We start from the raw sequence: 20166 nt of genomic DNA, 5'->3' as shown, positions 1-20166 counted from the left end.
GAGCGCAGTTCTGTTTCGGACTGTCCGGGCATGAGGGACAACGATGGAGGACGGTTCGGAGCAGCACTGTCCGACGCCGCGTCGCTTTTGCGGGCCGATGCGAGTGGCCATAGTCTTCGGCGATGGTCGTGCAGCGGTTGCAGGCAGTGGCCATGGTGGTCGGGCCGGTCGTCTTCGCCGCATCACCGTTCTTCTGGGTCGACGGCCATTACGGTGTCAACGGCGGGATGTTGATCGCGCTTTCCACGGTGCCCTGGGTTTTCGGACTGATCGGCGAGTACGAACGGTTGCGCGAACGCGTGCCGGTCGCGGCAGGGCTGTGGCTCCTGCTGTTGCTGGTCGGGATGTTCGGCACCATCGCGTTCGGATTGCAGGGCTTCTTCGAAGGCGCATTCGGCTTGCACGATCGGATCGGATTGGAGCGGTTCGCCGATTACCCACCGCAGAGCCTGCTCGTCCTGTGGCTGCCGGGACCTTCCTTCCCCGCCGCCATGTTCGCGTTCGGTGCGCTGCTGCTGTGGACCCGCATGGCCCCGTGGTGGGACGCCTCCCTGATCTGCCTGGCTGCGATCGCCTTCCCGCTCGGGCGAGTTCTCCGCTTGGAGTGGGTTGCCTACGTCGTGGACGTGCTGGTGATCATCGCTTTCGCCCACCTCGCCTGGCGGGCCTGGTTGCGGACGACGGAACCGACCGGGGATCGAGATGACACCTGACCGCCGGCGACGTTCCAATGGCAGCGAGGCGCTTGCCGAGTGAGCGAGGTGACCGATGGATCTCCAGTTCCTGCGTCCGGTGTTCGAATGCGAGGGTGATGTCGCCTCCGTGCACCTCGACACCAGCCGCGGTCCGATCGACGCGGACAAGCAGATCGAGCTCCGGTGGAAGGCCGCTCGGCGCTCGCTCGGCGAGCAAGGTGCTCCGGCCGAGACCGTGGCCGCCGTGGACGACGTGGTCGGGGGAGCGAAGGACGTGGCGGGACCGCAGGGCGAAGCGCTTTTCGCCTCCGGTGGGCGGATCCTCGCCGCCCACACCATGGCGGAACCGCCGCGCAGCGACAGCGCGGTGCACCTGCCGGTGGCCGACCCGCTTCCGCTGGCCATCGACCGGGACCACCAGCTGGCGCACGTCGTCGTCGCGGTCGACCGCGAGGGAGCTGACGTCGACGCCTACCCGGCGGCCGCTGCGGCGCCGTCCTTCCAGCGCACCTTCAACGGCTCCACGCTGCACATCAGCCGCGTGCGCGCGGGCGCCGTCTCGCACGCCGCCTACCACCGGCGCTCGGTGAACCTGTGGTCGGAGAACACCGAACAGGTCGCCGAGGACATCCGGGAGGCGGCTGCGGAGGTCGAGGCCGCGGTCATCCTGATCGCGGGAGACCCGAAGGCCATCGGCCTGCTGCGCGAACATCTCACGACGCGCCCACCCGCCGGACGGTTCGTCTACGTCGAAGGCGGGCGGACCGACCAGTCGGCTCTCGACGGGCTGCGGGCGAGCGTGGACGAGGCGATGCACCAGGCGATGCTCGAAAGCCATCAGCAGGTCCTCGACCAGCTCGACGCGCAGTTGGCCGGAGGTCAGGCCCTGCAGGGCCTGAACCCGGTGATGGAGGCGCTGTCGCAGGGCAGGGTCGAAACGTTGCTGCTGGCATCCGATCGGAACGGCGATCCGGACCTGACGGCGTCGCGACGAGACCCGCTGGCCGTGGTGAGCGATGCGGCTGCGCTGGGTGACGACGCGGCGTTCGTCGCACCCGCGAGCGCTCTGCTGCTGCGTTCGGCGGTGCACGGCAACGCGCAGTTCACCGAGCTCCTGCCCGGCACCAGCTGCGAAGACGGGGTCGCGGCGCTCGTGCGCTACTGATTCCGGGGCGGCTCCTGGCTCCTCGTTGCTCATGAGCCGTTCGAATTCGGTGATTGGTGCTGGAGGCCGTTTTGCGACTGCGCCTCGCCGTGCGCGGGAGAAGCGCGTCATGACGGAAGGGGGTTCACCGGATTCCGCAACGCGTGCTTTTCGCGTCGATGAATGCCTTGCCGCGTTCGCAGGCCGACCGTCCACCGGGTGGCCGATGGACGGTCCGGCGTGCCGGTTACAGCAGGTGGAAGGTTTCGTAGTGGTCGGGGGAGAAGTACACCTCGTTGGTGGTCGTGTCCAGGATCAGGCGGTAGGCCTGGCGCTGGGCGCCGCACTCGCGCGGCGTCACGTCGAATTCGAGGTAGCTGTGGCCCTCGGGGAGCTGTCCCTCGTAGTTGTTGTAGGTGCCGCCGGCGAAGTTGCACTGCCCGTCCGGCCAGTCCACCCAGCCGCGCTCCGACGGGTAGTTCAGCGAGGCCCAGATCTCGTTCGAGCTGCGAGCCTCGTCGCAACCGTTGACCTCGCAGGCCTGCGCGACGGCGGCCGTGGCGGTCGGGGCGATCACGGCACTGCCGCCGCCGAGCAAGCCGAGCACGGCGAAAGCGGCGATGAGCAGCTTGATCACGGGGTTGATCCGATCGTTCGTCACACGTCCTCCCGAAAAGTTGCCAGCGCCTCCGGAATCTAGAGGCGTCTTAGACTTTCGGGGCAGATCTGCGACAACTGGACAACCGGATCAAGAACACGTGAACAGCAGTGGTCCGAACCACATCAGTCCTGCCCCCGCGACGTCACGGCGTCGACCTGGGTGTGCATGAGGGCGAGGGTTTGGTCGAGGGTGAGGCCGGAGTTCACGGCGTGGTCGAGGTAGGTGAGGATGCGCTGCGCGTCCTCGCCGAGGACCGCGTTGGTGCTGTCCGCCGTGGCCGCGTCGAGGGTGCCGAGGCTCGCGCGCTGCTGGGCGCCGCGCACGGCGCGCCGGAGGATCGTGGTCTCCTGCGCGTTCGGGCGCCGGCGCTCCTCGGTGAGGCGGGCGAGGATGCGTCGCACGGTCGGGTCGTTCTTGACCGTCGCGGTCCGCGCGGCGTAGGCGGCCACCATCTGCGACCTGCGTCGATCGTCCGGAGCGCTCGGGCCGTTCTCGGCGTGGGCGGGCGGCGCGGCGACGTCGAGGGCGTCCATCGCGCGCTGCACGCGGGCGTCCCGGGCGCGCGCTCGGGCGATCGCGTCCGGACGTCCCTTGCCCGCGCGCTCGCGCACCTGCTCACGGGCCTGCCGACCGGCGGCGGACAAGCTCCGGGGCCGGGTGACCAGGCCGTCGTTGATCTGCTGCTGGCGCTTGAGCCGCAGGTGCATGTCCAGCGACTGCCCGGCCCGGGGTGGTGCCAGCCGGGCGTTGCGCTCGAAGTCGTCGTCGGAGTCGCGGAACCACTTCCGCAGCCGCCGGACCAGGAAGTCCTCCGGCGACTCCCGGTCGCCCCGCCGGGGCTGGAAGCCCTCCTGGCCCTCCGGGAGGTTGTCGAGCGCGACCTTGATCGCGTCCACGCACCAGCCCGCGTCGAACCAGCGGTTGAGGATCGCGATGGCCTCCGAGGTCACCGGGTGACCTGGGAAGAGCTCGCCGAACAGCTTCCTGGTGGCCAGCTCGACCTGCTCCCGGTCCGCCGGGATGACCCGGCCCGGCCAGGTCTGCGGGGTGAAGGCCATTCGGTTCCTCCAGGGGCTGCGTGTGCGTCACCAGTGTCCACCAACGGTTCCGGTGATCGACGCCGGATCGTGACCGCGGGCCTACCGGCGGCGTCCGCGGGGCTTCCGTTTGGTGGGTCTCGACTATTTTCGGGGTCCACCACGCCAGGCTGGCTACATATCCCTACTTCCCGGTAACCGGGAGGGTGTTCTTGAACGTCGGGAGCGCCAGCTCCCGTGAGGTGATTGGGAGGTCTTGTCGGTGTTCCGTCGTGTGGCGATCGTCAACCGCGGGGAAGCCGCGATGCGGCTGATTCATGCTGTGCGGGAGGTCGAGGCCGAGACAGGGGCCCGGATCGAGACCGTCGCCCTCCATACCGACGCGGACCGCTCGGCGGCCTTCGTGCGGGAGGCGGACCTCGGCTACGACCTCGGCGCCGCTCGGGACCGGCCCTACCTGGACCTGGGGGTGCTGGAGCGGGCGCTGGTCGAGACCGGGGCGGACGCGGCCTGGGTCGGCTGGGGCTTCGTCGCCGAGGACCCGGCGTTCGCCGAGCTCTGCGAGAAGCTCGGCGTGACCTTCATCGGCCCGAGCGCCGACGCGATGCGCAAGCTCGGCGACAAGATCGGCGCGAAGCTGATCGCCGAGGAGGTCGGTGTCCCGGTCGCGCCGTGGAGCCGAGGCGAGGTCGCCGACCTGGACGCGGCCGTCCGCAGCGCGGGTGAGATCGGCTACCCGCTGATGCTCAAGGCCACCGCGGGCGGCGGCGGACGCGGCATCCGCGTGATCCACGACGAGCGGGAACTGGCCGACGCCTACGAGCGCACCCGGCTGGAGGCCGAGCGGGCGTTCGGCAGCGGCGCGGTCTTCCTGGAGCGGCTGGTCACCGGCGCCCGGCACGTCGAGGTCCAGGTGATCGCCGACGGCCAGGGCACGGCGTGGGCGCTGGGGGTCCGCGACTGCTCGGTGCAGCGGCGCAACCAGAAGGTCATCGAGGAATCCTCCTCGCCGGTGCTCAGCGCCGAGCAGAGCGCCGAGCTCAAGGCCGCGGCCGAGCGGCTCGCGCTGGCCGTGGACTACCGGGGCGCTGGGACCGTGGAGTTCCTCTACCACCCCGGTGACCGGCTGTTCGCCTTCCTGGAGGTCAACACCCGGCTGCAGGTCGAGCACCCGATCACCGAGGCCACCACCGGCGTCGACCTGGTGAAGGCCCAGCTGCACGTGGCCGCGGGCGGCAAGCTGGAAGGGGAGCCGCCCGCCGAGTCCGGGCACGCGATCGAGGCCCGGCTCAACGCCGAGGACCCGGAACGCGACTTCGCACCGGCACCGGGCAAGATCGTCCGGCTCGACTTCCCCGCAGGACCCGGCATCCGCGTCGACACCGGGGTCGACGAGGGCGACAGCATCCCCGCCGACTTCGACTCGATGATCGCCAAGATCATCGCCGTGGGACGCGACCGGGACGAGGCGCTGGGCAGGCTGCGCCGCGCGATGGCGCAGACCACGGTGATCGTCTCCGGCGGCGCGACCAACAAGAGCTTCGTGCTCGACCTGCTCGACCGGCCCGAGGTGATCGACGGTTCCGCCGACACGGGCTGGATCGACCGGGTCCGCGCCGAAGGCGAGCTCCAGTCGCACCGGCACTCCGCGATCGCCCTGGCCGCGGCCGGCATCGAGGCGTACGAGGACGCCGAGCTCGTCGAGCGACAGCGGTTCCTGGCCGCCGCGCACGGCGGCCGGCCGCAGGCGCAGCACGAGAGCGGCAGGCCGCTGGAGTTCAAGCTGCGCGGCAACTCCTACCGCGTGCAGGTGGCTCGCATCGGGCACGAGCGGTTCCGGATCGGGATCAGCGCCGGCAACGGCGGGCCGGTCCACACCGCCGACGTCGAGGTCGAGCGCTTCGACGACCACGTCGAGCAGCTCACCGTCAACGGCGAGCGCTACCGCCTGGTCACCGACACCCACGGTCCGGTGTGCCTGGCCGAGGTGAACGGCGTGGCGCACCGCGTCAGCCGCGACGAGGGCGGCGTGCTGCGCTCGCCCGCGCCCGCGCTGGTCGTCGCGACCCCGCTGGAGATCGGCGCCGAGGTCGAGGAAGGCGCGGCGGTCCTCGTGCTGGAGAGCATGAAGATGGAGACCGTGCTGCGCGCCCCGTTCCGCGCCAAGCTGCGGGAGTGCCTGGTGCGCACGGGAAGTCAGGTCGAGACGGGCGCACCGCTGCTGCGGCTGGAGCCGCTGGGCGACGCCGACGAACCCGGCGACGAGCAGGCCGCGTCCGAGACCGCCGATCTCGAGCTGCCCCCGGGCCGGGAGGGGATCGACGCGGGCGAGCGGGCGACGCGCAGCCGGCAGGACCTGCGCAGCATGCTGCTCGGGTTCGACGTGGACCCGCAGGACGAGCGCCGGGTCCTCAACGACTACCTGCGGGCCCGCGAGGAGCTGGTCGAGGCCGGACGGCGTCCGCTGGCCGAGGAGATCGAGCTCCTCGAGGTCTTCGCCGACCTCTCCGAGCTGAGCCGCAACCGGCCGGTCGGGGAGGAGACGGCGGCGGACTCGCGGGTGCACAGCTCGCGCGAGTACTTCCACACCTACCTGCAGAGCCTCGACGTCGAGCGCGCCGGGCTGTCCGAGATGTTCCAGCGGCGCCTGGTCAAGGTGCTCGCGCACTACGGCGTCGACGAGCTGGACCGGACCCCGGAGCTGGAGGAAGCGGTCTTCCGGATCTTCCTCGCCCAGCAGCGCGCCTCCTCGGACGAGGCGGCGGTGTCGACCCTGCTGCGGCAGTGGCTCGCCGAGGCGCCGCCGTCCGGCGCGAACCGGCAGCCCGCCGGACTCGCCCTGGAACACCTGGTCGCGGCCACCCAGCTGCGGTTCCCCGCGCTGTCCGACCTCGCCCGCACGGTGGCGTTCCGCTGGTTCGCCCAGCCGATGCTGCGGCGCCACCGCGCGGAGGTCTACGCGGGCGTGCGCAAGCACCTGAGGCACCTGGACGAGAACCCGGCCGCACCGGACCGGGCCGAGCGGATCTCCGCGATGGTCTCCAGCGCCGAACCGCTGGTCCGGCTCGTCGGGCAGCGCATCGGCCGCGAGGGCACCGACCCGGCGCCGCTGCTGGAGGTGCTCGCCCGCCGCTACTACGGCAACCGGGAGCTCGACGACGTCCGCGCGGTCGAGGTCGCCGACTGCACCTTCGTCACCGCCGAGCACCGCAGCGCGGGTTCGCTCGTGGTGAGCACGGCGGTGGACTTCGCCGCGCTGCCCGACGTCGTGCGGGCGATCGGTGAGCTGGCCACCGACGGCGACCTGGTCGCCGACGTCTACCTGGTGTGGGACGGCCAGCCCGACGACACCGACGCGATGGCGGCCCGGCTCGGCGAGGTGCTCGCCGCTCAGCAGCTGCCCAGCCAGGTCAACCGGATCACCACCACGGTGGCCGGCCCCAGCGGTGCGGTGATGCACCACCACTTCACCTTCCGCCCGTCGCCGGAGGGCTTCGCGGAGGAGCGCCTGATCCGCGGGCTGCACCCGCTGCTCGCCGACCGGATGCAGCTGGAGCGGCTGCGCGAGTTCGACCTCGACCGCCTGCCCTCGGCCGACGAGGAGGTCTACCTGTTCCGGTGCGTGGCACCGCAGAACCCGGCGGACGAGCGGCTGGTGGCGCTGGCGCAGGTGCGCGACCTGACACCGCTGCGGGAGTCCGACGGCAGGCTCGTCGCGCTGCCCGCCGCGGAGGGCGTGCTCACCGCGTGCCTCGACGCGATCCGCAAGGCCCAGGCGACCAAGCCCAAGGCGAACAAGCGATCCGGGACCAACCGCATCGTCATCTACGTCTGGCCCCCGAACGAGCTGTCCATGGACGAGCTCGACGTCGTCGCGCAGCGCGTGCTGCCCACGACGGCCGGGGCCGGGCTGGAGGAAGTGCTGTTCCTGGTGCGCCAGCCCGACCCGGAGACCGGCGAGCTCGGCGAGGTCGCGGTGCGCATCGGCTACGACGCCGGGGCGGGGATGCGGTTCTCCGTCGAGCAGCCGTCGGTGGAGCCGATCCAGCCGCTGGACTCCTACCGGCAGAAGGTGCTGCGGGCGGCCAACCGCGGAACCGCGTACCCGTACGAGCTGACGAAGATGCTCGCCGGTGCGCACGGCACGTTCGTCGAGCACGACCTCGACGAGGACGGCGTGCTGGAGCCGGTGGACCGGCCGAAGGGGCAGAACTCGGCGGCGATCGTGGCGGGCGTGGTCACCACGCCCACGCGCCGGCACCCCGAGGGGATGTCGCGGGTGGTGCTGCTGGGCGACCCGACCAAGGCGCTCGGTGCTCTGTCGGAGCCGGAGTGCTCCCGCGTGATCGCCGCGCTGGACCTCGCCGAGCGGATGCAGGTGCCGCTGGAGTGGTTCGCGCTGTCCGCCGGTGCGCGGATCTCGATGTCCTCGGGCACCGAGAACATGGACTGGGTGGCCGCCGCGCTCAAGAAGATCGTCACCTTCACCCAGGGCGGTGGTGAGGTCAACGTCGTGGTGGCGGGCATCAACGTCGGTGCGCAGCCGTACTGGAACGCCGAGGCCACGATGCTCATGCACACCAAGGGAATCCTGGTGATGACGCCGGATTCGGCGATGGTGCTCACCGGCAAGCAGTCGCTGGACTTCTCCGGCGGTGTCTCGGCCGAGGACAACTTCGGCATCGGCGGCTACGACCGCGTCATGGGACCCAACGGGCAAGCCCAGTACTGGGCGCCGAACCTGGCCGCGGCCAACGAGGTGCTCATGGCCCACTACGAGCACACCTACATCGCCCCGGGCGAAGCCGGGCCGCGCAGCGCGGGCAGCAGCGACCCGCGCGACCGCGACATCTCGACCTACCCGCACGAGCTCGCCGACAGCGACTTCAGCACGGTGGGGCAGATCTTCTCCTCCGAGCACAACCCGGACCGCAAGAAGTCCTTCGACATCCGGACCGTGATGCGGGCGGTGTCCGACCAGGACCACCCGGTGCTGGAGCGCTGGGCGGGGATGGCCGACGCCGACACGGCCGTCGTCCAGGACGCCCACCTCGGTGGCAGCCCGGTCTGCCTGATCGGTGTCGAATCGCGTTCGGTCGCGCGGCGCGGGTTCCCGCCCACCGACGGCCCGGACGCCTACACGTCGGGCACGCTGTTCCCGCGTTCGTCGAAGAAGGTCGCGCGGGCGATCAACGCCGCCAGCGGGAACCGGCCGCTGGTGGTCCTGGCGAACCTGTCCGGGTTCGACGGCTCGCCCGAGTCGATGCGCAAGCTGCAGCTGGAGTACGGCGCCGAGATCGGCCGGGCCATCGTCAACTTCGACGGCCCGATCGTGTTCTGCGTGATCTCCCGCTACCACGGCGGCGCGTTCGTCGTGTTCTCCAAGGCGCTGAACCCGAACATGACCGTCCTCGCGGTCGAGGGTTCCTACGCCTCGGTGATCGGTGGCGCGCCGGCGGCAGCGGTCGTCTTCGCGGGTGATGTCAACGAGCGCACCGCGAACGACCCGAGGGTGCGGGAGCTCGAAGAGCTCGTGGCGGCCGCCGCTGGTCCGGAACGAGCGGCGCAGAGCCTGAAGCTGGCCGACGTCCGGGCCGAGGTCCGGGCGGAGAAGCTCGGCGAGGTGGCTGCGGAGTTCGACCGGGTGCACAGCATCCAGCGCGCGGTGGAGGTCGGCTCGGTCGACGCGATCGTGAGCGCCGACGAGCTGCGTCCGCGGATCATCGACGCCATCGAGAAGGCGGCGCAGCAGAGCTGAAGCGGCAGGGCGCGGTCGTGGTCCGAACTGATGGACGGTTCGGACCACGACCGCCCCGCTTCCGCACGGAGACCAGCTGGCTGCCGATCTACGCCCCGATCTCCCAGGAGGCATCGAGGTCCACCCGGACGACTGGATCGCCTGCGCCTTCACCCGGGAGTTCGGCGACGACGGAGTCCACCCGGACCACACCGTCGCCGCCGTCCTCCATCGCGCCTCCGGGTAGGCGGTGGACCTGTCCTGGTCCTCACCGCAGCACCCGGAGGCGGTCCGCGACAACGACTTCTACCGCGCTCTGTTCCCGGTCGGCTGACGGGTCACGGGCGGTGCGGGACCGCCTTGAGCAGGGTGACCCGCTCGGTGCCGCCGTTGGGGACGTCGTAGGTCCGCTCGTCGCCCTGCCGGGCTCCGGTCAGGGCGGCGCCGAGCGGCGACTCGGGGGAGTAGACCGCGAGACCATCGGTGTCGGTGCCGTCGCGGGTGCCGAGCAGGAAGGTCTCGATCTCGCCGTCGTCGTAGCGGACGGTGAGCTGCATGCCGGGCTCGGCGACTCCGTCGTCCGGCGGCGGGTCACCGACCACGGCGTTGTCCAGCAGATCCCTGATCTGCCGGATGCGAGCACGCCGGTGCCCCTCGTCGTCCAGCTCGGCGGCGGAACGGTGGGAGACCAGTTCGGCGAGCTCGGCCCGCAGCCGGTCATGAGCGTCCTGGGTCATCCAGTGGGGTTGCGTGGTCGTCATGGTCTTTCCTCGTGTCGACGGGTCGGTTTGGGGGCGCCTGGATCAAGGCGTTGGCCGCGCGATGCGTGAGGGTGCGCGCCCGGGTCTCATCGATCCGAGGTGCGCGGCATCGGGAGAAGGCTCGGCGGGGCGTCGGCGGGATGATGTCCGCTCGCGCCGCTCAGCCGTGCAGGGTGATTACCGTCGGCGGCGTACCGGTCTGGGCCGGACGGTCGCGCGGTCTTCGGAGGGCGAGTCGATCACCGCTGAGGCCCGTGGACCACGACGGGTGCGTGCGATAGCGCCGCCCATGACCAGCCCTCCCGTGACGTGACCTCACCGTTCAAGCCCGATCATGGCAGACGTTCAGACCAACGCGACTGTGGAAAACGTACAAATCGTCCAGTGACACTTGTGCGGTTCCTTCAACCCGCCGACACGACGAGAGGCCGGCCCCGTCGGAGCCGGCCTCTCATCGCGATCTCGGGTTACCGCAGGTCGAACTGGAAGAGGTCGAGGTTGAAGCGGGGCGCCACGTCGTCGTCGACCTTCGCGACGAACTCGTGCCTGCCCGCCTCGAAGTGCCGGGTCTCCAGCGGCTGCAGGTCGAACGCCCTGGTCTCGTGCGTGGTGTTGCCGATGTCGTGGCGACCGGTGGTCCCGTCGGCCCAGTCGATGGCGATGCGCCCGGCCGGCGCGCCGTTGGAGGCCAGTCGCGCCGACACCTGGTAGTCCCCGGACCTCGGGAGGTCCACCGAGTACTTGATCCACTCGCCGGACTGGACGGAGCTCACCGCGATCGCGCCCTCGACGTCGCACACGTCGAGGCCGCCTTCTCCGCCGCAGGTGTTCGGGTCGAGGTCGTGGTAGCCGACGCCCTCGCCGCCGGGCGCGTGGTCCTCGGCCTGGAGCCGCACCGTGCGGTTGCCGGGCTGGGACTCCCAGCGGCTCATGTCACCGCCGTTGCGCCAGTGGTGCAGGCCCTCGATCTCGTCGGTCTGGATCATCGACGCGTCGTGCTCCTCGACCACGGCCTGCCAGCCGAGCGCCGGATCGCGCCGGGACGCCTCGTCGGTGTAGGTCGCGGCGAGCTCCTGCCACATCGTGTTGATCCACACGCGGCTGTCCTGCTGGATCCGGTCCAGCAGCGCCGGCTGCACCTGCGGGTCGGTGAGCTGGTCGAACACGACCTCGTAGGCCACCGGCTGGCGTCCGGGGAAAGTCCCGACCACGTCGGCGTTCTCGTCCTTGATGATGTGCATGTAGAGGATCTCGGGGTCTTTGGCCATGAAGTCAGCGGCCTCCTGCACGGTCGGGCTGCCCTTGAACAGGCCGTGATCGACCGTCCCGGTCGCCCGCAGCACCCGGTACATGTCCTCGCGGATGCCCCAGCTCTTGTCCAGGTTGACCATTGCACGGCCCTTGATCGCGAGCATGGCCTCGTCCAGCGTCGGGACCGCGTGCGAGGTCAGGGCCGCCTGCTCGCCGCCGAGGTGCTCCTTCAGCCGCAGCTGCTTGATCTGCGCCAGCGTCAGGTCCGAGACCTCGCCGGTCCCGTTCGTCGTGCGGTCGACGGTTTCATCGTGCATCAGCACCAGGTGGCCGTCGGCGGTCTTGCGCACGTCGATCTCGACGATCTCGGCGCCGTCGCGGACGGCCTCGTCGATCGCGGCGAGGGAGTTCTCGGGGTGGTCGCGCCAGGCCCCGCGGTGCGCGGCCGCCAGCAGCGGTGCGCGGTCGGAGTGGTCGAGCAGGTCCCGGTGGATCCGCTCGATGGGGGCGGTCTGGTTCGCCGAGACCGAGGGCGTCACCGCGAGCCCGGTGGCGAGGATGCCCAGCGCGGCGGCACCCGCTGCCGCACGGCGGCGGGCCGAAGTCGTGTCCACTGAAAGTGCTCCAATCTGACGAAAGCGACACAACCTTCGGCTGAACCGATGAACCGATCGTGAACTGGTCGCCCTTCGGCCCGGACGCAGTGGTGAACAGTGCGCCCCGTTCGGGTGAGCCGAATCTCGGGTCAGAGCCAGGCCAGAGCGGCCACGACGAGAGCCTGGGTGCCCGTGATCAGCGTCGGTTGGATCACCGGCGCGAAGGTGGGCGAGTGGTTCGCCGGGATGTCGTGGGAGCCGCCGTCGAACAGATCCGGATCGATGCCGCCGATGCCCCAGTAGGTGTAGGGGGCGTCGAAGGCGGTGGCCAGGTCGCTGAAGTCCTCGCTGGCGGCCCACTGGCCGAGGGGCCCGGCCCGGTCCCCGAAGTAGCCGGCGAACGCCGCGGCGACCGCGTCGGTGGACGCGGCGTCGTTGCCGGTGACCGGGAAGCGCTCGAACAGCTCGAATTCGGGCTCGCGGGGCGACTTCGAGGCCTGGCACTCGGCGGTGACGATGCGCTTGATCGCGTCGAGCACCTCCGAGCGGGTCTGCTCGCTGTAGGTGCGGATGTTGAGCTGGATCTCCGCGCGGTCGGGAATGATGTTGCTCTTGGTGCCCGCCCGGACGCTGCCGACGGTGAGCACGGTCGGCTCGCCGGGCGCGATCTCGCGGGAGACGACGGTCTGCAACCGCACGACGATCATCGAGGCCAGCACGACGGGGTCGATCGCGGACTGCGGCATCGACCCGTGAGCGCCGCGCCCGTGCACGGTGATGCGCATGCTGTCGGCCGCGGCGAGCGTCGGGCCCGCGTTGGTGGCCACGGTCCCCGCCGGCATCGGCAGCACGTGCTGGGCCAGCGCGACATCGGGCCGGGGGATGAGCGCGCGGAGGCCCTCGTCGACCATGCCCCGGGCGCCGTCGGCGACCTCCTCGGCGGGCTGGAACAGCACGACCAGCGTGCCGTTCCACCGGGCGGTGGCCGAGGCCATCAGCTGCGCGGCCCCGAGCAGGCAGGCCATGTGCACGTCGTGCCCGCAGGCGTGCATCACCGGTTCGCCGTCGGCGGTCGCGGTGCTCGCGTAGGGCAGGCCGGTCGCCTCCCGCACCGGCAGGGCGTCCATGTCGGCCCGCAGCAGGACGGTGGGCCCGTCACCGTTGGCCAGCACCCCGACCACGCCGGTGCCGCCGACCTTCTCGTGGACCTGGTAGCCGGATTCCCGGAGCCGCTCGGCGACCAGCGATGCCGTGCGGGTCTCCTGGTGGGACAGCTCCGGGTGCGCGTGGAGATCCCGGTAGAAGTCCTCCTGCCAGGACAGCGCGGTGTCCAGATCGGCGAGCACCGCTGCGGCTCGTGGCGTGTCCACGCCGGTCTCACTCCTGGTCGTGCGTGCGGAACCTCGATCAGGGTGCGCCGGCGCAGGTCGGCCCGCACCACCGCGCCGCGGCGTGCTGGGCACTCGCAGGCTGTAGCGGACCCCGAGCATCCGAATGGTGAAGCACACCGCCGCGGCCACGAGCGCGCTCGCGATCCCGTAGATCCCCAGGTTCACGGCGAGCACCGTCAGCGCGGCGCCCACCAGCGCCGGAACGGCGTAGAAATCGCTGGTCAGCACCGACGGAACCCGCTTGATCGCCACGTCGCGCAGCGTCCCGCCGCCGACGGCGGTGAGCGCCCCCAGCAGCACCGCCTGCACCCCGCCGAGCCCGTACGCCAGCGCCTTGCTGGCACCGGTCACGCAGAACACGCCGAGCCCGACCGCGTCGAAGATCGTGATCAGCTTCGCGAAGCGCTCCAACTCCACGCTGATGAAGAACGCCACGAGCGCCCCACCAGCGGCCACACCCAGGTAGAGCACGTCGCTGAAGGTCGCGGGCGGCAGCGACCCGATCAGGATGTCGCGCAGGATGCCGCCGCCGAGCGCGGTCATCATGCCCAGCGTGAGGACCCCGACCAGGTCGAGCCGCACCATCCGCACGGCGGTGAGCGCACCGTTGAGACCGAACGCGAACGTCCCCGTCAGATCCAGCGCGAGCAGCAACGGCGGTTGAGACATGACCACAGTCTGACCCCGAGCCCCACCCCGCACGCAGGTGGACGCACGCGGAGCGGCTCGGGACACCTGGCGGCCCTCACTCCGAGACCAGTTGGAGCGCGCGCAGTGCCAGCCACAGCTCCGCGATGTCACCGGTCTCGCTCAGGTCCCTGTGGGTGAGCTCCTCGATCTTCCGGATGCGGTAGAGGACGGTTTGCCGGTGGACGTGCAGCGCCGCGCTGGTGCGCTGCCACGAGCGCTGGTTGCCGAGGAAGGCGTGCAGCGTTTCCAGCAGGTCGGTGCCGTGGTCCTCGTCGTAGCGGAGCATCGGCCGCAGGACCCGGTCGACGAGGGCCTGGGCGTCGGCGATGTCGGACAGGCCGATCCACGGGGTGGCGGTGTCGTGGCGGACGACCGCGGTGGCCGTCCGATCCGCGACTCCCAGCGACCAGCTCGATTCCCGAGCAGCCACCGGGAGCCGAGAGACCGAGCCGATCTGACGGCTGATCCCGACCCGCGCGGTTTCGCCCAAGGTCGTGGTCAGCACCTGGTCGAGGTCGTCCGCGTCGTCGACCAGGACGTGGGTTCGCCCCGAGCGGTGCCTGCAGACGTGCGGAATGCCGTGCCGCCACAGCGCGGTCGGCAGTTCCTGGAGCCGGCCGTCGTCGCTCTGCGCGGTGACGAGCACGCTTCGAGCGGGGTCGAGGTCGAGATCGACCAGCTGCCGGTGCCCCACCTGCTGGTCGATGCGGCCGTCGAGGAGCTGGTTGAGCAGTTCCGCTCCGAACCTGCGCTGCTGCTCCAGCGCCAGCTGCGTCTGGGACAGCTCGAGCGCGGCGACCGTGGCGGCGTGCTGCAGCAGAACCCCGTCGAGCGCCGCGTTCCGGCGCCGCACGACCATCAGCGTCGCGCACTCCTGGGTCGGCACGCCGACCAGGAGGAGTTCGCGGTCGTCCGGCAGCGCGACCCCGAACGCGCCTCCGGTGAGGTGGCGCGCGGAACTGTCGCCGCGGCGCACCGCGTTCGCGGCGACCGGGTCGGGCGGCTTCACGCCCGGGTACCAGGGTTCACCGGTTTCGCGGTGCAGGAGGTGGACCTCGCAACCGAGTTCGTGCCCGAGCGCGGTGAGGAAGTCGGGGCGGCCGTGCTTCCGCGATGTCGTGCGCCTGATCGCGTCGTAGATCCGCTGCGTCTTGATGAGGCGCTGAGACTGCTCCAGCAGAGTCGCCTCGGCGACCGCGCGGGAGATCGCGACGAAGGGCAACGGGTACCGGATCCACAGCACGGGGAACCGCAGCCGCTCGCTGGCTCGCTCGATCCGCCGGCGCAGCGGCGGGCAGTGCATGCGTTCGCCGACGCCCAGGGCGCTGGCGCCCGCGGCGACGAGCCGTTCGAGCAGCTCGACCTGGTCGTCGGCCTTGCGGGGGAACGACATCCCGTTGGTCATCAGCATCTCGCCGCCGGTGATCCACTCCCACGGCGCGGGCAGATCGGAGGTGTGGGTCCAGGCGACGGTGTTGCTCAGGCCGTTCGAGCCCGAGTGCAGCCGGAGTCCCAGGTGCGGGATGTCGAGGAGCTCGCCGACGGTGATGCCCATGCCCAACCGTAACGGCGCTCGCGCGTTCGTCCGAAACCGTTCGTGCGATCGCTCAAGACGGCGATCGGGTTTTGAGCAGATGTCGGCTTCCGGGCCGGTTCCCCGGCGCGTAGAGCTGTGTGGCGAACCGACTTGCCCACACCGCTGTGGCCGCTGCAAGTGGCGGGAGGAGGTCCGGATGGCGACCTCGAAGCATTCCATCGACGACGCCCCCCTGACGACGTTCCACAAGAAGTTGACCGCCTACTCATCGGGCGGACCGTTCATCGACGGGTACGCGCTGACGATCATCGGCATCGCGTTGATCACCCTCGAACCGTCGATGGCGTTGAGCACCACCGAAGTCGGATTGGTCGGGGCGGCGAGCCTCGTCGGCGTGTTCGTGGGCGGCGCCGTCTTCGGCTACGTCACCGACAAGGTCGGACGCCAGGTCATGTACATCGCCGACCTCCTGGTGCTCGCGCTGACATCGATCCTCACCGCGTTCGCCACCGACGTGTGGCAGGTCCTGGTGCTGCGCTTCGTGCTGGGTGTGGCGATCGGCGCCGACTACCCGATCGCCACGTCGTTGCTGACCGAGTTCCTCCCGCGCCGGGTGCGCGGCCGGATGATCGGCTCGACGTTCGTGGTGTGGGCCGTGGGCGCCGCCGCGGCCTACCTCGTGGGGTTCGCCCTGCGCGACTTCGGCCCGGACGCCTGGCGCTGGATGCTCGCCAGCCCCGCGCTGTTCGCCGTGATCACCCTCCTGCTGAGGCTCGGAACACCGGAATCGCCGCGCTGGTTGCTCAGCAAGGGGAGGACGGAAGAAGCGCGCGTCGCGATCAAGACGGTCTACGGCGATGCCTACGACGTCACGGACCTGCCCGACGAGCGAGCGGTCGCGACGTCCTACTGGACTGTCTTCCGGCGTCCCTACCGCAAGCGGACCGCGTTCGTGGCGGTGTTCTGGACCGCCCAGGTCATCCCGATGTTCGCCGTGTACACCTTCGGGCCTGACCTGCTGGAATCGTTCGGGCTGACCGGTGACGCGAACACCTACGGCGGGTCGACGCTGATCGCGGCCCTGTTCGTCGTCGGCGGGATCCCCGGGCTCTACCTGGTGGAGCGGATCGGCCGTCGCCCGTTGCTGCTGTGGTCGTTCGTCGTCGCGGGAGCGGCGTTGCTGATCCCCGCCGTCATCCCGGGAGTGCCCGGGTGGTTGTTCTTCGCGGCCCTCGCGGTGTTCGCGATCAGCTCAGGAGCTTCGAACTTCCTCCAGGTCGTCTACCCGAACGAGCTGTTCCCGACGGAGGTCCGCGCGACCGCGGTCGGTGTCGGCACGGCGCTGAGCCGGATCGGATCCGCGCTCGGGACCTACCTGATGCCCTTCGCCCTCCAGCTCGGAGCGCCGACGGCGCTGCTCGCCGGGGCGGCGGTCACCCTCATCGGATTCGTCGTCACCGCGGCGTGGGGAACCGAGACGCGTGGCCGGTCGCTGAGCGAGACCTCGGCCTCCGGAAGCGAGATCGGCGGCACCGCCCACCCCGAGCTGATCCAGGAACCTCGACAGTGAAGGAGCACGACGAGATGACAGCCGAACCGATCGGTGCCGTCGATTCGACCAAGGTTCCGCGCTTCGCCGGCCCGGGCACGTTCGCCCGGATCCCGGACGTCGGGGCGGTCGGAGATTTCGACATCGCGATCCTGGGGGTGCCCTTCGACGGAGGCACTTCCTACCGTCCGGGCGCTCGTTTCGGGCCTATGGCCGTGCGGCAGGCGGCGCGCAACCTCCGCGCGGGTTTCCACGTCGATCTGGGCGTGGCACCGCTGAAGCAGTTCCAGGTCGTCGATGCCGGGGACGTGCCGTGCAGCCCTTACAGCATCGACGACGCCGTCGGGCAGATCGCGGCGCACGCGACCGAGGTCATCGGCGGCAGCGACCGCGGGATCGTCGCGATCGGTGGCGACCACACGATCGCGTTGCCGATGCTGCGCGCGGTGACACGCGAGCACGGCCCGGTGGCGCTCGTGCACTTCGACGCGCACCTCGACACCTGGGACACCTACTTCAACGCCCCGGTGACGCACGGGACCATCTTCCGCCGCGCTTTCGAAGAGGGTCTGCTGGTGGAGGACCACTCGATGCACCTGGGCATCCGCGGTCCCATCTACGACCAGATCGACCTCGACGACGACAAGGCCTTCGGGTTCCGCACGATCCGGGCCAACGACCTCGACGTGATCGGCATCGAGGGAGCCGTCGACGCCGTCCGGCAGCGCGTCGGTGACGCGCCCGTCTACGTGTCCGTCGACATCGACGTCCTCGACCCGGCGTTCGCCCCGGGGACCGGGACCCCGGAATCAGGCGGTCTCACGTCCCGGGAGCTGCTGCGCCTGCTGCGCAACCTCAACGGACTCAACATCGTCGGCGCCGACGTCGTCGAGGTCTCACCCGCCTACGACCACGCCGAGATCACCTCCGTCGCCGCGGCGACCGTGGTCTTCGACCTGGTCACGCTCATGGTCAACGGCAGGGGAGCGGCCGGTTGAGGCCGGTGCTCCCCAACCCGCGTCCGGGCTGGGGAGCACCGGTTCACGGGCGCATCGATCCGCGCTGGACGTAGCGGTGGTGCCAGGACAGGGATTCGTCGAGCAGGTGCGGGGTGTGCAGCCCGAACGACGAGTGCTGCGCCCGCTGGAAGTAGTCGTGCAGCAGCGGTCGGAAGTCGGGGTGGGCGCAGCGGTCGATGATGCTTTCCGCCCGCTTCTTCGGCGACAGGCCCCGCAGGTCGGCCAGGCCCTGCTCGGTCACGACGACGTCCACGTCGTGCTCGGTGTGGTCGACGTGCGAGACCATCGGCACGATCGCCGACACGTCGCCGTTCTTGGCCTGCGACGGCGTCACGAAGATCGACACGTAGGCGTTGCGCGCGAAGTCCCCGGAGCCGCCGATGCCGTTCTGGATGCGGCTGCCCATCAGGTGCGTGGAGTTGATGTTGCCGTAGATGTCGGCCTCCACGATCCCGTTCATCGCCAGGCAGCCCAGCCGGCGCACCACCTCGGGGTGGTTGCTGATCTCCTGCGGCCGCAGCACGATCTTGTCGCGGTAGGCGGCGGTGTCCCGGTTGAACCGGTCCACGGCGGTCGGGCTCAGCGAGAACGCCGTCGCGGACGCCATCTGGAGCTTGCCGGACTCGATGAGCTGCAGCATCCCGTCCTGGATGACCTCGGTGTAGGCGGTCAGCCCGTCGAACGGACCGGATCCGAGGCCGTCGAGGACGGCGTTGGCGACGTTGCCCACTCCGGACTGCAAGGGCAGCAGCTCCCGGGGCAACCGGCCGCTGCGCACCTCCAGCTCCAGGAAGTCCAGGACGTGCCCGGCGATCTGCTCGGAGGTCCGGTCGGGCGGTGTGAAAGCCGCGTTGCGGTCGGGTGATTCGGTCTCCACGACCGCGATCACCTTGTCCGCCGGGCATTCCAGGTGCGGCACACCGATCCGGTCGGCCGGGTGGGTGATCGGGATGGGCTTGCGGTGGGGCGGGAGAGCGGTCCCGTAGTAGATGTCGTGCATGCCGTCGAGGTGCTCGCTCTGCCACGAGTTCACCTCGAGGATCACCCGATCGGCCTGCTCCAGCCAGGTCTTGTTGTTGCCCACCGACGAGGACGGGATCAACCGGCCGTCCGGGGTGATGCCGCTGACCTCCACGACGGCGACGTCCAGCTCGCCGTAGATGCCCTGCCACACCCGCTGCGCCACGTGCGAGAGGTGGATGTCGGTGTAGTCCAGCCGGCCCGCGTTGATCTTCGCGCGGCTCACCGGGTCCGACTGGTACGGCAACCGGAGGTCGATCCCCTCCACCTCGGCCAGCGCCCCGTCGAGCTCCGGAGCGGTCGAAGCCCCGGTCCACAGCCCGACCTTCATCGGCCGCCCCTGCTCGTGGGAGGTCGCGACCCGCTTCGCCAGCGCTCCCGGCACCTCCTTCGGATATCCGGCACCGGTGAACCCGCTCATCCCCACGTTCTCGCCGGGTTCGATCATCTCGGCGGCCTCCTCGGCCGAGACGATCTTCGAGGCGAACTGCCGATTCCGAATCCTGCCGGTCATCCACGACCTCCCGCTCAACGTTGAGACGCGCAGCGCCATCTCGGGCCGAGGGCGCTCGTTGTGACGCGGATCCTAAGCACGAGACCGAGCGGAACCGGCTGTGACGCGGCGCACGAACCGTTCCCCGAGGTTGCTCTCACCAGGCAAGACGTGGCGACGGCAGCTTCACGCGGGCGATCAGGCGGCGTTCGCTGAGCGACACCGGCGGTCGCACGGCGAACTCAACCGGCGCGCGTGCGCAGCGCCAGCACCGTGGTCATCGCGAGGACGACCACCCCTACGGACTCCACGACGATCGAGGTCGGAGCCAGCTGGTAGCCGAGGCTCGACCGCATCCCGAACAGCGACACCGGGCTCAACGCGATCAACAACGCCAACAACGTGCCCAGCACGAACAGCAGCCCCAGCCCGCTCGCCAATGCCAACCGCTGCTGCCGGGCCACGACCACCGCCACGGCCAACGCGACCGACCCCACCGCGTTCACCACGAACAGCACCCCGAGCAAGCCCCCGGTCCCGGTGAGCACGAGGACAAGATGAATCCCACCCATCCCCAGCAGGAAC

Annotated in this window: 14 protein-coding genes; 5 read left to right on the top strand and 9 right to left on the bottom strand. The window is 70.5% G+C overall.

All coding sequences use genetic code 11. The annotated features are described in order from the left end of the window. The first annotated feature begins 122 nt into the window (after positions 1-122). Both E1202_RS23445 and E1202_RS23440 read left to right on the top strand, forming a co-directional pair. A complete protein-coding gene (locus tag E1202_RS23445) occupies positions 123-713 on the top strand; it encodes a hypothetical protein (RefSeq protein ID WP_132685296.1) in 591 nt (196 codons plus the stop codon). A gap of 55 nt (positions 714-768) precedes the next feature. Beyond that, complete coding sequence (locus E1202_RS23440; RefSeq protein ID WP_132685295.1) at positions 769-1860, top strand: baeRF2 domain-containing protein; 1092 nt, start codon at positions 769-771, stop codon at positions 1858-1860. Between the two features lie 226 nt (positions 1861-2086). Here the strand turns inward: E1202_RS23440 and E1202_RS23435 are convergent, their stop codons facing one another. Beyond that, positions 2087-2500, bottom strand: a complete 414-nt coding sequence (locus tag E1202_RS23435; RefSeq protein ID WP_132685294.1) for a ribonuclease domain-containing protein — start codon at positions 2498-2500, stop codon at positions 2087-2089. A 122-nt stretch (positions 2501-2622) separates the two neighbouring features. Further along, positions 2623-3558 (bottom strand): hypothetical protein, encoded by a 936-nt coding sequence (locus E1202_RS23430; protein WP_132685293.1) that lies wholly within the window; start codon positions 3556-3558, stop codon positions 2623-2625. 241 nt (positions 3559-3799) lie between these two features. Between E1202_RS23430 and E1202_RS23425 the strand changes: the two genes are divergently transcribed. Further along, entirely contained in the window at positions 3800-9295 is a 5496-nt protein-coding gene (locus tag E1202_RS23425; protein ID WP_132685292.1) for an ATP-binding protein, read from the top strand. Positions 9296-9383: 88 nt separating this feature from the next. Here the strand turns inward: E1202_RS23425 and E1202_RS32675 are convergent, their stop codons facing one another. The 5 genes from E1202_RS32675 to E1202_RS23405 form a co-directional block, all read right to left on the bottom strand. After that, the gene (locus E1202_RS32675) at positions 9384-9506 is read right to left on the bottom strand and encodes a hypothetical protein (RefSeq protein ID WP_268952358.1); all 123 of its coding nucleotides are present in this window, start codon (positions 9504-9506) and stop codon (positions 9384-9386) included. A 106-nt stretch (positions 9507-9612) separates the two neighbouring features. Next, complete coding sequence (locus tag E1202_RS23420) at positions 9613-10035, bottom strand: GreA/GreB family elongation factor (protein ID WP_132685291.1); 423 nt, start codon at positions 10033-10035, stop codon at positions 9613-9615. A gap of 467 nt (positions 10036-10502) precedes the next feature. Then, positions 10503-11900 (bottom strand): glycerophosphodiester phosphodiesterase family protein, encoded by a 1398-nt coding sequence (locus E1202_RS23415; protein ID WP_235878934.1) that lies wholly within the window; start codon positions 11898-11900, stop codon positions 10503-10505. Between the two features lie 131 nt (positions 11901-12031). Continuing rightward, positions 12032-13942, bottom strand: coding sequence for an amidohydrolase (locus tag E1202_RS32860; protein ID WP_132685289.1), 1911 nt, complete (start codon positions 13940-13942; stop codon positions 12032-12034). A gap of 76 nt (positions 13943-14018) precedes the next feature. Next, the gene (locus E1202_RS23405; RefSeq protein WP_132685288.1) at positions 14019-15518 is read right to left on the bottom strand and encodes a PucR family transcriptional regulator; all 1500 of its coding nucleotides are present in this window, start codon (positions 15516-15518) and stop codon (positions 14019-14021) included. Between the two features lie 178 nt (positions 15519-15696). Here E1202_RS23405 and E1202_RS23400 point away from each other — a divergent pair, with 178 nt between their 5' ends. Further along, positions 15697-17070, top strand: coding sequence for an MFS transporter (locus E1202_RS23400; protein WP_132685287.1), 1374 nt, complete (start codon positions 15697-15699; stop codon positions 17068-17070). A gap of 14 nt (positions 17071-17084) precedes the next feature. Then, complete coding sequence (gene speB / locus E1202_RS23395) at positions 17085-18047, top strand: agmatinase (protein WP_132685286.1); 963 nt, start codon at positions 17085-17087, stop codon at positions 18045-18047. A 43-nt stretch (positions 18048-18090) separates the two neighbouring features. On the opposite strand, the gene E1202_RS23390 is transcribed toward speB, so the two are convergent. Continuing rightward, the gene (locus E1202_RS23390) at positions 18091-19602 is read right to left on the bottom strand and encodes an acetyl-CoA hydrolase/transferase family protein (protein ID WP_132685285.1); all 1512 of its coding nucleotides are present in this window, start codon (positions 19600-19602) and stop codon (positions 18091-18093) included. A 221-nt stretch (positions 19603-19823) separates the two neighbouring features. Beyond that, positions 19824-20166 (bottom strand): hypothetical protein (locus tag E1202_RS23385; RefSeq protein ID WP_132685284.1); only part of this gene is annotated, 343 nt, incomplete at its 5' end.

Source organism: Saccharopolyspora karakumensis, from assembly GCF_004349225.1.
In the GTDB taxonomy this organism is placed as follows: domain Bacteria; phylum Actinomycetota; class Actinomycetes; order Mycobacteriales; family Pseudonocardiaceae; genus Saccharopolyspora; species Saccharopolyspora endophytica.
Note: the sequence above shows the minus strand (reverse complement) of the source record. Positions and strands in the feature narration are given on the sequence as shown.